Here is a 13,231-nt window from a genome sequence, read left to right as displayed (position 1 = left end):
GCTCAGAACAAAGATGATGTATCCGCACCCCATTATTGCGAAAGAAGGTTGGCCGTATTTAGCGCTAGTGGGGGCTCTGACTTTGTTGGTTCACTTTCTAGGTGGCATTGCATGGTCATGGCCACTTTGGATCATTTTTATCTTTGTTCTGCAGTTCTTTCGCGATCCACAGCGCATTCCTGCTTTAGGTCGTGATTTGGTTTTATCGCCAGCTGATGGACGGATTGTGGTGGTCGAGAAAGCCAATGATCCGTATGCTGGTCGTGAAGCGCTCAAAATTAGTGTTTTCATGAATGTATTTAATGTCCACTCCAATCGCAGCGCAATTAATGGCCTGGTGAAAGAGATTCAATATTTCCCAGGTAAATTTGTTAATGCGGACTTAGATAAGGCATCAACCGAGAATGAGCGTAACGCCGTTGTCATTGATGCTAATGGGCAGACTGTGACCTTGGTTCAAGTCGCAGGCCTTATTGCGCGTCGTATTCTTTGCTACATCCATGTTGGTGATCGCCTTAAAGCGGGCGAACGCTATGGCTTTATTCGTTTTGGTTCAAGGGTTGATGTTTATTTGCCGCTGACTGCTGTGCCAATGGTCAGTGTTGGTGATAAAGTATTTGCAACAAACACTGCCTTAGCCCGCTTGCCAGGCTTGGACTGATTAGAACTTATCACCAGGACACTCATTGACAACATTTCGCCGCCGTGGCCGTATTGATCGCAGTCGCCTTTCGCAGAGACGTTTAGGGTCTGCAGAAGAACAGTGGGCCGAAGATTTGGGCGATGGGATTGATTTTGATGTAGAAGAGTTGCATGAAAAACCTCGCCCCCGCGGTAAAGGTATTTACTTGCTCCCGAATGCGTTTACAACAGCTGCCTTATTTAGCGGCTTCTTCGCTATCGTAAACGCCATGAACCATCAGTTTGAAGTTGCAGCAATTGCCATTTTTGCTTCTTTAGTATTGGATGGCATGGATGGCCGTGTAGCGCGCATGACAAATACACAGAGTGCGTTTGGTGAGCAATACGATTCATTAGCTGATATGGTGTCATTTGGCGTTGCACCTGCCTTAGTAGCATACGAGTGGGCTTTAAAGGATTTAGGTAAGTGGGGGTGGTTGGCTGCCTTTACTTATTGCGCTGGCGCAGCGTTGCGCTTAGCACGTTTTAATGTGAACACTGGTGTTGTCGACAAGAAATTCTTCCAGGGTTTACCAAGTCCAGCGGCTGGTGCATTGATGGCTGGGTTTATATGGTTGGCTGATGACAACAAGATTCCGGTGCGCGACACCGCAATTCCTTGGGTTACCTTCTTTATCGCGGTTTATGCTGGTTTGACTATGGTTTCAAATGCGCGTTTTTATAGCGGCAAGGCGCTTGATGTTCGCTACCGCGTGCCATTTGGCGTGATGGTCTTAATGATTCTGACATTTGTTTTAATTTCTTCGAATCCGCCATTGACCTTATTTGGTGTATTTGTGGTGTATTCCATCTCCGGCTATGTCATTTGGGCCTGGGAACACCTCAGTGGCAAGCGTTTTAGCTAATTTTAGAATTTTCGGGTATATTAATTCTATGTTGATGAACTTCTCTTTAAACAGCCTCCTTCTGCTAGCACTAAGCCTAAAGCTTGGGGCGGGTATGGCCTGAGTTAATGAGATCAAAATAATTCATTAACCACCATATACCAGCCCCAGCTAATTGCTGGGGTTTTTGTTTTTAAGATTTAAATTGAGTAGTTGTTAATAAAGCATTCAAAACCGGAGAGTAGTAATGAGCGATAAAGTAATCATTTTTGACACGACCTTACGTGACGGTGAGCAATCCCCTGGTGCTTCTATGACCAAGGATGAGAAGGTTCGCATTGCTCGTCAGTTAGAACGCCTTAAGGTAGATGTGATCGAAGCAGGTTTCGCTGCCAGCTCTGAAGGTGACTTTCAGGCGATCTCTGCGGTAGCTGCTGCAGTAAAAGACTCTATCGTCTGTTCATTAGCTAGAGCAAATGACAAAGACATTACACGTGCTGCTGATGCATTGAAGGCCGCTAAAGCAAAGCGTATCCATGCATTCTTGGCTACCAGCCCTTTACACATGGCCGTCAAATTGCGCATGTCTCCAGAAGAGGTTCTAGAGCAAGCTAAACGCTCCATTCGCTTTGCCAGAAACTTAGCGGAGGACATTGAATTCTCCGCTGAAGATGGCTACCGCTCTGAGATGGATTTCTTATGCAGGGTGGTTGAAGGCGTCATCAATGAAGGTGCTACTACTATTAATATCCCTGATACCGTAGGTTATGCAACGCCTGAGTTGTATGGCGAGTTTATTAAGACCTTGCGTACCCGGGTTCCCAATTCTGATAAGGCCGTTTGGTCAGTGCATTGCCATAACGACTTAGGTATGGCGGTTGCGAATTCATTGGCAGGCGTGAAGATTGGTGGAGCACGTCAGATTGAGTGCACTATTAATGGTTTAGGTGAGCGCGCTGGCAACACTGCATTAGAAGAAATTGTGATGTCCTTGCGTACCCGCAAAGATTACTTTGACATGGTCTGCAATATCGATGCAACCCAAATTGTTCCTGCGTCTAAATTGGTTTCTCAAATTACCGGATTTGTTGTCCAACCCAATAAAGCAGTAGTTGGTGCAAATGCCTTTGCCCATGCGTCGGGCATTCATCAGGATGGTATTTTAAAGAATCGTGAGACTTATGAAATCATGCGTGCAGAGGATGTGGGCTGGTCTACTAATAAGATTGTCTTGGGCAAGTTGTCTGGCCGTAATGCTTTTAAACAGCGCTTATTAGAATTGGGCATTACTGTCGAAGCCGAGGCAGATTTGAATGAAGCATTTGCGCGTTTTAAAGCCTTGGCTGATCAAAAATCCGAAATTTTTGATGAAGATATCATCGCCATCATGTCTGATTCTGCGGCTGCAGAAGAGGGTGAGCATTACCATTTTATTTCTTTGAGTCAACACTCTGAAACGGGTGAGCGCCCTAAATCACGGGTGACTTTCCGTATGGGTGAAAAAGAAGTGAGTTCTGAGGCAGAAGGGAATGGACCGGTGGATGCAAGTTTGAATGCCATTGAAGAAATCGCCAAGAGTGGGGCTGAACAATTGCTCTACTCAGTTAATGCGATTACTTCAGGCACACAATCCCAGGGCGAGGTAACAGTACGCTTGGCGAAAGGCGGTCGGATTGTGAATGGCGTTGGCACCGATCCAGACATTATTGCTGCCTCTGCTAAGGCCTATTTGTCTGCTTTAAATAAGCTTCACGACCCTAGTCAGGTCAAATTAAACGCCCAAATGACCCCATAAATACTATAAGTTATTGATTTATATGAAAATATCTAGAAAAGCTACCTTGCGGTGGCTTTTCTGCCATCAAAGCCTTGGCGATTCTCAATCTGCTACAATTCGAGGGCTTTGATTTATAAAGCTTTTTTGTTTTATTTTGTAAATTTTGTTAACAACGCACGACACTAATTGGGTGAAAGCTCAAGTGTTCGCAAGTAAGGAGTATTAAAAATGGCAGTTGCTGATATTAAAACGGCGGAAATCGTCAAAGAAAACGCGCGCAGCGCAAACGATACGGGTAGCCCTGAAGTTCAAGTTTCATTGCTAACAGCCCGCATCAATGAATTAACCCCCCATTTCAAGGCTAACGCTAAAGATCATCACAGCCGTCGTGGCTTGTTGAAGATGGTTTCACGTCGCCGTCGCCTCTTGGATTACCTCAAGGGTAAAGATTTGGATCGCTATCGCGCATTGATCGACAAATTAGGTCTCCGTAAGTAATTCTTATTAGTATGCAATGCCATCTTTCTTAGGGTTGTTTCTTCGCAGAATCAGTCTTAAGCAGATGGCATGTTTTTTGGGCTTTTCAAGTTCACTTGTGTAGGGGATCGTGTCATTCCAATGAGTTTCTGAATGGATCAGAGCCTCCCTGGAATGGCATCCCTTGTGACCTTAAATCGCTCCAGTGTTGTCGTGACACTGCTTTATCCCACGACAAGCGCAATGCTCATGTGAGTTTTGCGTGAACAATTTGGAGAAGATCAGAATGACTATGTTTAATAAAGCAGTAAAGAGTTTTCAATGGGGCAACCATCAAGTAACGATGGAAACAGGCGAGATTGCTCGCCAATCTGGTGGTGCTGTCATTGTGAACGTTGATGACACCGTTGTAATGGGTACTGTAGTTGCCTCTAAGTCTGCAAAGCCAGGCCAATCCTTTTTCCCATTGACAGTTGACTATTTAGAGAAGACTTACGCTGCAGGCAAGATCCCTGGCGGCTTCTTCCGTCGTGAAGGCCGTCCTTCTGAAGGTGAGACATTGATCTCCCGTTTGATCGATCGCCCATTACGTCCTTTGTTTCCAGAAGGATTCTTAAATGAAGTTCAGGTTGTGGTGCATGTGTTGTCTATCAACCCGGATGTGCCTGCCGATATTCCTGCTTTGATCGCAGCTTCAGCAGCCTTAGCTGTATCAGGCATTCCTTTTGCTGGCCCAGTTGGCGCAGCCCGCGTTGGTTACGCAAATGGTCAATACCTCTTGAATCCAACCCGTACAGAACAAGCTACTAGCGAGCTCGATTTAATCGTTGCTGGCACACAAGCTGCTGTGTTGATGGTTGAGTCCGAAGCAAATCAACTTTCTGAAGAAGTGATGTTGGGCGCTGTTGTCTATGGCCACGACCAAATGCAAACTGCGATCAATGCGATTAATGAATTAGTGCGTGAAGCTGGTAAACCAGAATGGGATTGGGTTGCCGCTCCTAAAGATGAGCCATTTATTGCTAAGGTAACCGCCTTGGCTGAAGCGCCATTGCGTGAGGCATATCAGATTCGTCAAAAGGGCGCACGCTCAGACAAGCTTAAAGAGATTTCTAAAGAAGTCATGGCTAAGTTATCTGAAGAAGGTGACGTTGATGCAGTTGCTGTCAGCGACATCATGTTTGAAATCGAAGCGAAGATTGTTCGTAGCCAGATTTTGAATGGCGAGCCACGGATTGACGGTCGCGATACTCGCACTGTTCGTCCAATTGAAATTCGTAATAGCGTATTGCCGCGTACACACGGTTCCGCATTGTTTACCCGTGGTGAAACACAAGCCTTGGTAGTTGCTACTTTAGGTACTGCCCGCGACGAGCAAATTATTGATGCTCTTGAAGGTGAATACCGCGATCGTTTCATGTTCCACTACAACATGCCTCCGTTTGCTACTGGCGAAACAGGCCGTGTAGGTAGCCCTAAGCGGCGTGAAATTGGTCACGGTCGTTTGGCTAAGCGCGCATTGATCCCAGTATTGCCAAGCCCAGAAGATTTTGCATACAGCATCCGTGTTGTTTCAGAAATTACTGAGTCCAATGGATCCTCATCTATGGCTTCTGTTTGCGGTGGCTGTTTAGCAATGATGGACGCTGGTGTTCCAGTAAAAGCTCACGTTGCCGGTGTGGCAATGGGCTTGATTCTGGATGGTAATCGTTTTGCTGTGTTAACCGATATCTTGGGTGATGAAGATCACTTGGGTGATATGGACTTTAAAGTAGCAGGTACTGCAAACGGCATTACTGCGCTTCAGATGGACATTAAAGTTCAAGGTATTACGAAAGAAATCATGCAAGTGGCTTTGGCGCAAGCTAAAGAAGGTCGTTTGCATATCTTGAGCAAGATGCAAGAAGCAATGGGCTCAGTTCGTACAGAATTGTCTGCTCATGCTCCACGCATGGTGTCATTCAAGATTCATCCAGATAAGATTCGTGAAGTTATTGGTAAGGGCGGTGCAACTATTCAAGCTCTGACCAAGGAAACGGGATGCAGCATTGATATTAAAGATGACGGCACCGTAACCATTGCATCTACTAGTGCCGAAGGCATGGCAGAAGCAAAAGCACGTATCGAAGGCATTACTGCAGAAGCCGAAGTAGGCAAGATCTATGAAGGCCCAGTGGTGAAGTTGCTCGAGTTTGGCGCTTTGGTAAATATTCTTCCAGGTAAAGATGGACTCTTGCATATTTCTGAAATCTCTAACGAGCGCGTTAAGGAAGTAAAAGACTATTTGCAAGAAGGCCAAGTGGTTCGCGTGAAGTTGCTTGCTGCTGATGAGCGTGGTCGTTTACGCCTCTCTCTCAAAGCTGCAATGGCTGATGAAGGTGGCACGATTGCTCCTTTGGCTGGCGCTTCTGATGCTGCGGCTGAAGTTGCTCCAACTGACGAAACAGCTTAAGTCATACACGTCTACTACTGCGAGAAGCTCTTATGCGTGTAATGGAAATCAAAGAATTTGGCGCACCAGAAATGTTGGTGGCTGCCACTCGTCCGGATCCAGTGGTGCCTACTTCTGGTTCCGGCGAGATTTTGATTAAGGTGATTGCTGCTGGTATTAATCGCCCAGACGTATTGCAGCGCAAGGGTCATTATCCAGTGCCTGCAGGGGCATCCGATATTCCTGGTCTTGAAGTTGCTGGAGAAGTTGTTGGTGGCGATTTATCGCATGCCGACAATCTGTTTGGTCTCAAGCTTGGCGACAAGGTTTGTGCTTTAGTGCAAGGTGGTGGTTATGCTGAGCTCTGCACGGCACCGATTGCTCAATGCTTGCCATACCCAACAGGTTTTACCGATCAAGAAGCCGCTTCCTTGCCTGAAACGTTCTACACCGTATGGAGCAATGTCTTCATGCGTGGTGAACTATCTGAAGGCGAAACACTGCTGGTTCAGGGTGGCTCTAGCGGTATTGGCGTCACCGCTATATTGATTGCCAAAGCTTTGGGTCACAAAGTATTTGTGACTGCCGGAACCGATGAGAAGTGCGCCGCTTGCCTTAAGTTAGGCGCTGATCTGGCTATTAATTACAAAACTCAAGACTTTGTTGAAGAGATTAAAAAGGCAACTGGTGGTAAGGGCGTTAACGTTGTGCTCGACATGGTTACCGGCACTTATGTCCAAAAAGAAATTGACTGCTTGGCCGATGATGGCCGGATTGTGATCATTGCCATCATGGGTGGGTCTAAAGCCGAAGTAAATACTGGACAAATTTTGCGTCGACGCTTGACCATTACTGGTTCAACATTGCGTCCACGCCCAGTCTCATTCAAAAAGCAGATTACTCAGCAGCTGCATGATCGTATTTGGCCGTTGCTCAATGCCGGCAAATTAAAGCCAGTAATTTACAAAACATTCACACTGGATCAGGCCGCAGATGCCCATCGCTTGATGGAATCCTCTGAGCATGTTGGCAAAATAGTTTTAACAGTCTAGAAGCTTCTCCTGAACATGCGCCCACTCATCGTCATTGGCAACTGGAAAATGAATGGCAATCTTGCTAGCAATGAAGATTGGATCAAAACTGTTGCCCGCGGGATGGAAAGTGGTATGCCTTCTGGTCGTCAGTTTGCAGTGTGCCCACCGTTTCCATATTTAATTCAATGCGCCTCATTGATTAAGGAGCATTCTTTGGCCTTTTTGAGTCTTGGTGCGCAAGATGCATCAGCTGATGTTTCTGGCGCTTACACTGGAGAGGTTGCTGCTTCCATGCTCAAAGAAATGGGTTGCAGTTACGTTATCCTTGGCCACTCGGAACGCCGTCAGTTTCATCAAGAGGTTGATGAACTAGTGGCGGCCAAAGCATTGCAAGTCTTAGACAGCGGGATGACGCCCGTAATATGTGTTGGTGAAACTGCTGATGAACGAAATTCTGGTAGGGCCGTTGAGGTAGTGCGTGGTCAAGTGGCAAAGCAATTAACGGTCTTGCAAGATCGTTTGGCTGATTGCCTAATTGCTTATGAGCCAGTATGGGCAATTGGTACCGGCAAGGTTGCTAGCGCTCAAGTTGCCCAGGATATGCATCGTGCTATACGTCTGCAATTGGCTGAATTTGATGAGGATGTTGCTTCCCACGTTGGAATTTTGTATGGCGGCAGTGTCAAACCTGACAACGCCGTCGAGTTATTTGCAATGCCTGATATTGATGGTGGATTAGTTGGGGGTGCTTCTTTAGATCCTCAAGACTTTTTGGCTATTTGTAAGGCATAGATTTTTTATTTGGAGATAAATTGTGGAATGGCTTAAGACTTTATTGATCGTATTGCAGGTGATTTCAGCATTGGCTGTGATTCTGCTAGTCCTTTTGCAGCAAGGTAAGGGTGCTGATATGGGCGCTGCTTTTGGCTCTGGTGCTTCAGGTAGCTTATTTGGTGCCAGTGGTTCTGCTAACTTCTTGTCTCACGCAACCGCTATTTTTGCCGCAGTTTTCTTTATATGCACCCTAGGCATTACTTGGCTTGGTAATCAGAGGGAAGTAAATCCTGGGGTTCTCTCTGGAACGGTCGCACCTACGGTAGCGCCAGCTGTTCCTGCAGCCCCAGTCCAAGACCCTACTAAACCTGCTGTTCCTAAGTAAAAAAGTAGGTTTTTACAGATTTACCTGCCTCAAATTTGGGGTTGTTTAGTGGTGCAATGCAGTAGAATTGATGAGTTTTGCAAGATGCCGACGTGGTGAAATTGGTAGACACGCTATCTTGAGGGGGTAGTGGCTTAGGCTGTGCGAGTTCGAGTCTCGCCGTCGGCACCAATATGTAGAATTTGTAGGGTTTTTGCTTTATATCAAGAGTATTTGTAGTGGAATAATTGACAATTCATAGCTGTAAGAATCACCAGACGAACGACTCAGGACCATTTTGAATCTTGCTAATTACTTTCCTGTTCTGCTTTTTATCCTCGTAGGTATTGGGGTGGGATTAGTCCCCATGTTCCTCGGAAAAATTCTGGCTCCTTCGAAGCCTGATGCTGAAAAACTTTCTCCATATGAGTGTGGTTTTGAAGCTTTCGAAGATGCGCGTATGAAGTTCGACGTGCGTTACTACCTGATTGCCATTCTTTTTATTCTGTTTGACCTAGAAACTGCATTCCTATTTCCATGGGGTGTTGCTCTACGTGATATTGGCTGGTTTGGCTACGCCTCTATGGTGATCTTCCTTTTGGAATTCATTGTGGGATTTGTGTATATCTGGAAAAAGGGCGCTCTCGACTGGGAGTGATAGATATGGCATTAGAAGGCGTTCTCAAAGAAGGATTTGTTACCACTACTGCGGATCAGTTGATTAACTGGACGCGCAATGGATCTTTATGGCCGATGACCTTTGGTCTGGCTTGCTGTGCGGTCGAGATGATGCATGCAGGCGCATCCCGATACGACTTAGACCGTTTTGGCGTTGTGTTTCGTCCATCTCCGCGCCAATCTGACTTAATGATTGTTGCCGGCACCTTGTGTAACAAGATGGCGCCAGCACTTCGTAAGGTTTACGACCAAATGCCAGAGCCACGTTGGGTTATCTCGATGGGTTCTTGTGCCAATGGTGGTGGTTATTACCATAACTCCTATTCAGTAGTGCGCGGTTGTGACCGTATCGTGCCAGTTGATATTTATGTTCCTGGCTGTCCTCCAACCGCAGAAGCCTTGATTTATGGAATTATTCAGTTGCAATCCAAGATTGCGCGTACCAGCACGATCGCGCGGAAGGCATAAGCTATGTCAGATCGTTTAGTCCAATTAGCAGCTAACCTCGAGAAGGTTCTTGGTAAGCGTATTCAATCTGTTCAAATTGCCTTAGGTGAAGTAACGGTGGTTGTGAATGCAGATACTTATTTTGAATCTGCCATGCTATTGCGTGATGACCCATCGCTCGCATTTGAGCAATTGATTGATTTGTGTGGCGTTGATTACCAAGACTTTCGTGATAGTGCCTGGAGCGGTCAGCGTTTTGCTGTTGTGAGTCACTTGTTGTCATTGCAACACAATTGGCGTTTGCGTCTACGTGTTTTTGCATCTGATGACGGCTATCCTTTGGTAGCTTCAATTACCCCAGTATGGAACTCGGCTAACTGGTTTGAGCGCGAAGCATTTGATCTCTACGGCATCTTATTTGAAGGTCACGATGACTTACGTCGCATTTTGACCGACTATGGCTTCATTGGACATCCATTTAGAAAAGATTTTCCTATCAGTGGCAATGTAGAAATGCGTTATGACCCAGAGTTAAAGCGCGTTGTGTATCAGCCGGTGACGATTGAGGCTCGTGAGATTACCCCACGTATTGTGCGCGAAGAGCAGTACGGAGGTCCGGTTTAAGTCATGACAAAAATTAAGAACTACACCCTCAATTTTGGCCCTCAGCATCCTGCGGCACACGGCGTGTTACGCCTAGTGCTTGAACTTGATGGTGAAGTGATTCAGCGTGCTGATCCGCATATTGGTTTATTGCATCGCGCTACAGAAAAGTTAGCCGAGACTCGAACTTGGATTCAAAACGTTCCCTATATGGATCGCTTGGATTACGTCTCAATGATGTCCAATGAGCATGCTTATGTGATGGCCATTGAGAAGCTGTTGCAAGTGGAAGTTCCACTTCGTGCTCAATATATTCGTGTGATGTATGACGAGTTGACTCGCTTGCTTAACCACTTACTCTGGATTGGCTGTCATGGTCTGGATGTTGGTGCAATGGCAGTGTTCTTGTATGCATTCCGCGACCGTGAAGATATTTTTGATATGTACGAAGCCGTTTCAGGCGCTCGTATGCATGCTGCCTACTATCGTCCGGGCGGCGTTTATCGTGACTTGCCAGATCAAATGGCTCAATTTAGTAAGTCCAAGATTCGCAGTACATCGGCTGTTAAGCGCTTGAATGAAAATCGCAGTGGTTCTTTGCTGGACTTCATTGAGCAGTTTGCAAATGGCTTTGATGCGAACGTAGATGAATATTGCAATTTATTAACTGATAACCGTATTTGGAAACAGCGTCTAGTAAATATCGGTATCGTGACTCCTGAGCGTGCATTGCAACTAGGTTTTACTGGACCAATGTTGCGCGGCTCTGGAATCGAGTGGGATTTGCGCAGGAAGCAGCCGTACGAAGTCTATGACCGCCTTGACTTTGATATTCCGGTTGGCGTGAATGGCGATTCCTATGATCGCTATTTGGTCCGCATGGAAGAAATGCGTCAATCCAATCGAATTATTCAGCAATGCGTGGCTTGGCTAAAAGCGAATCCGGGTCCTGTAATGAGTGATAACCACAAGGTTTCTCCGCCCAAGCGTGTGGACATGAAAACCAATATGGAAGAATTGATTCACCACTTCAAACTCTTTACCGAAGGTATTCACGTTCCCGATGGTGAGGCTTATTCTGCTGTTGAGCATCCAAAGGGTGAGTTTGGTATTTACTTAATTTCTGATGGCGCTAATAAGCCATATCGCATGAAGATTCGTGCACCAGGATTTGTGCATCTTTCAGCAATGGATGAAATGTCACGTGGTCATATGTTAGCTGACGCAGTGACTATTATTGGCACGCAAGATATCGTGTTCGGGGAGATTGACCGCTAATTAGGCGCGCCAAGGATTATTTAATGACAACAACTCTTCAACTATCCGATAAAACGCTGGCAGATATTGCCCGCAACGTTGCAAAATATCCTGCTGAGCAAAAGCAATCTGCCGTGATGGCTTCTTTAATTGCCGCTCAGTCCGAAGTAGGTTGGGTATCGCCCGAAGTGATTGCAACTGTTGCTCAAATTCTAGAAATGCCAACCATTGCAGTAGAAGAAGTGGCTACTTTCTACAATATGTACAACACCAAACAGATTGGTAAGTATAAGTTAGTGATTTGTACTAACTTGCCTTGCCAATTGACGCATGGTGAGACCGCAGCAAACTACTTAAAAGAAACTCTGGGTATTGGCTTTAATGAAACAACCCCGTGCGGCACCTTTACTCTGAAAGAGGGTGAGTGCATGGGCGCTTGTGGTGATTCACCAGTGATGCTTGTGAATGACAAGCGTATGTGTAGCTTTATGAGCAAAGAAAAAATTGATTCACTCTTAAGTGAGCTCCGTGCAGAAGGGAAAGTGGCATGACCAGCTTGCACGATCGCCACATTAAACCTTTGATCCTCGCTGGATTAAATGGCAATAACTGGCGTTTAAAAGATTATGAAAGTCGCGGTGGCTATCAACAGCTCCGTCGTTTAATTGATGACAAAGTAGCACCTGATGCCATCATCGCTGAATTAAAGGCTTCATCGCTTCGTGGGCGAGGTGGTGCAGGCTTCCCAACAGGATTGAAGTGGAGCTTTATGCCGCGTCAGTTCCCGGGACAAAAATATTTAGTTTGTAATAGTGATGAAGGTGAGCCCGGTACTTTCAAAGACCGCGACATCATGCGTTACAACCCACATGCGCTGATTGAAGGCATGATTATTGGCGCATACACCATGGGCATCACCACTGGATATAACTATATCCATGGCGAAATATGGGAAGTGTATTCACGCTTTGAAGAGGCTTTAGAAGAAGCGCGTGCTGCTGGTTACCTGGGTGACAAGATTCTGGGGAGTGATTTCTCCTTCCAATTGCATGCTTCGCCAGGTTGGGGCGCATATATTTGCGGTGAAGAAACTGCATTGTTGGAATCTTTAGAGGGCAAAAAAGGCCAACCGCGCTTTAAGCCCCCATTTCCAGCTAGTTTTGGTTTGTATGGCAAACCGACAACCATCAATAACACCGAAACATTCGCTGCTGTGCCCTTCATCTTGGCTATCGGTGGTCAAGCTTATTTAGAGCTCGGTAAGCCGAACAACGGCGGAACCAAGATTTTCTCTGTTTCTGGTGATGTAGTTCATCCTGGTAATTATGAGATCCCATTGGGCACGCCATTTGCTGAGTTATTAAAACTCGCCGGCGGTATGCGTGATGGCAAGTCCTTGAAGGCGGTTATTCCCGGTGGTTCATCTGCGCCAGTAGTTCCTGGTGCGCAGATGATGGATCTGACCATGGATTACGATAGCATTGCCAAGGCAGGCTCTATGTTGGGATCTGGGGCTGTGATCGTGATGAATGAAACGCGTTGCATGGTTCGTGCATTAGAGCGTTTGTCTTACTTCTATCACGAAGAGTCATGTGGTCAGTGCACCCCATGCCGTGAAGGTACCGGCTGGTTATATCGTATTGTGCATCGCATTGAACATGGTCAAGGACGTCCTGAGGATTTAGATTTACTCAATGACGTAGCGGCAAATATTCAAGGACGTACGATTTGTGCCTTGGGTGATGCTGCTGCAATGCCAGTACGCGGGATGTTGAAGCATTACATGGATGAATTTGCATATCACGTAGAACATAAGCGCTGCTTAGATTCTGCGCAACCTTTATAAGTTATTGAGCACGGGGC

Annotated in this window: 14 protein-coding genes and 1 tRNA gene; all 15 read left to right on the top strand. The window is 46.2% G+C overall.

The features are described 5' to 3' along the window. Window positions 1-13 precede the first annotated feature (13 nt). The 15 genes from AOC07_RS05220 (at window position 14) to nuoF (ending at window position 13,214) form a co-directional block, all read left to right on the top strand. Window positions 14-661, top strand: a complete 648-nt coding sequence (locus AOC07_RS05220; protein ID WP_215292002.1) for a phosphatidylserine decarboxylase — start codon at window positions 14-16, stop codon at window positions 659-661. Between the two features lie 25 nt (window positions 662-686). Beyond that, window positions 687-1,547 carry a CDP-diacylglycerol--serine O-phosphatidyltransferase gene (pssA, locus tag AOC07_RS05215; RefSeq protein WP_215292001.1) on the top strand — a complete coding sequence of 287 codons (861 nt, stop codon included), beginning with the start codon at window positions 687-689 and terminating at the stop codon, window positions 1,545-1,547. Window positions 1,548-1,773: 226 nt separating this feature from the next. Further along, window positions 1,774-3,321 (top strand): 2-isopropylmalate synthase, encoded by a 1,548-nt coding sequence (locus AOC07_RS05210; RefSeq protein ID WP_215292000.1) that lies wholly within the window; start codon window positions 1,774-1,776, stop codon window positions 3,319-3,321. A gap of 210 nt (window positions 3,322-3,531) precedes the next feature. Then, a complete protein-coding gene (gene rpsO / locus AOC07_RS05205; RefSeq protein ID WP_068948469.1) occupies window positions 3,532-3,801 on the top strand; it encodes a 30S ribosomal protein S15 in 270 nt (89 codons plus the stop codon). A gap of 265 nt (window positions 3,802-4,066) precedes the next feature. Next, entirely contained in the window at window positions 4,067-6,232 is a 2,166-nt protein-coding gene (pnp, locus tag AOC07_RS05200; protein WP_215356919.1) for a polyribonucleotide nucleotidyltransferase, read from the top strand. A 32-nt stretch (window positions 6,233-6,264) separates the two neighbouring features. Beyond that, entirely contained in the window at window positions 6,265-7,263 is a 999-nt protein-coding gene (locus tag AOC07_RS05195; protein ID WP_215356917.1) for an NAD(P)H-quinone oxidoreductase, read from the top strand. Window positions 7,264-7,278: 15 nt separating this feature from the next. Then, entirely contained in the window at window positions 7,279-8,037 is a 759-nt protein-coding gene (gene tpiA, locus AOC07_RS05190) for a triose-phosphate isomerase (RefSeq protein ID WP_215291997.1), read from the top strand. A gap of 22 nt (window positions 8,038-8,059) precedes the next feature. Then, entirely contained in the window at window positions 8,060-8,404 is a 345-nt protein-coding gene (gene secG / locus AOC07_RS05185; protein ID WP_215291996.1) for a preprotein translocase subunit SecG, read from the top strand. A gap of 86 nt (window positions 8,405-8,490) precedes the next feature. Then, window positions 8,491-8,575, top strand: a tRNA-Leu gene (locus tag AOC07_RS05180). Between the two features lie 106 nt (window positions 8,576-8,681). Then, a complete protein-coding gene (locus tag AOC07_RS05175) occupies window positions 8,682-9,041 on the top strand; it encodes an NADH-quinone oxidoreductase subunit A (protein WP_011902892.1) in 360 nt (119 codons plus the stop codon). 5 nt (window positions 9,042-9,046) lie between these two features. Continuing rightward, window positions 9,047-9,529, top strand: coding sequence for an NADH-quinone oxidoreductase subunit B family protein (locus tag AOC07_RS05170; RefSeq protein ID WP_011902891.1), 483 nt, complete (start codon window positions 9,047-9,049; stop codon window positions 9,527-9,529). A 3-nt stretch (window positions 9,530-9,532) separates the two neighbouring features. Further along, window positions 9,533-10,132: an NADH-quinone oxidoreductase subunit C gene (locus tag AOC07_RS05165; protein WP_215356915.1), complete on the top strand. Its 600-nt coding sequence runs from the start codon at window positions 9,533-9,535 to the stop codon at window positions 10,130-10,132. 3 nt (window positions 10,133-10,135) lie between these two features. Further along, window positions 10,136-11,389 (top strand): NADH-quinone oxidoreductase subunit D, encoded by a 1,254-nt coding sequence (locus AOC07_RS05160; RefSeq protein ID WP_215291994.1) that lies wholly within the window; start codon window positions 10,136-10,138, stop codon window positions 11,387-11,389. A gap of 23 nt (window positions 11,390-11,412) precedes the next feature. Further along, on the top strand, window positions 11,413-11,919 hold the full coding sequence (gene nuoE, locus AOC07_RS05155; RefSeq protein ID WP_215356913.1) for an NADH-quinone oxidoreductase subunit NuoE: 507 nt from the start codon (window positions 11,413-11,415) through the stop codon (window positions 11,917-11,919). After that, complete coding sequence (gene nuoF / locus AOC07_RS05150; RefSeq protein ID WP_215291992.1) at window positions 11,916-13,214, top strand: NADH-quinone oxidoreductase subunit NuoF; 1,299 nt, start codon at window positions 11,916-11,918, stop codon at window positions 13,212-13,214. Before nuoE ends, nuoF begins: the two co-directional genes overlap by 4 nt. Window positions 13,215-13,231: the final 17 nt, after the last annotated feature.

The sequence above is a fragment of the Polynucleobacter sp. UB-Raua-W9 genome (assembly GCF_018687435.1).
Taxonomy (GTDB): Bacteria; Pseudomonadota; Gammaproteobacteria; order Burkholderiales; family Burkholderiaceae; genus Polynucleobacter.
The sequence above is the reverse complement of the archived record's forward strand: the minus strand, read 5'-3'. Positions and strand labels throughout refer to the sequence as shown.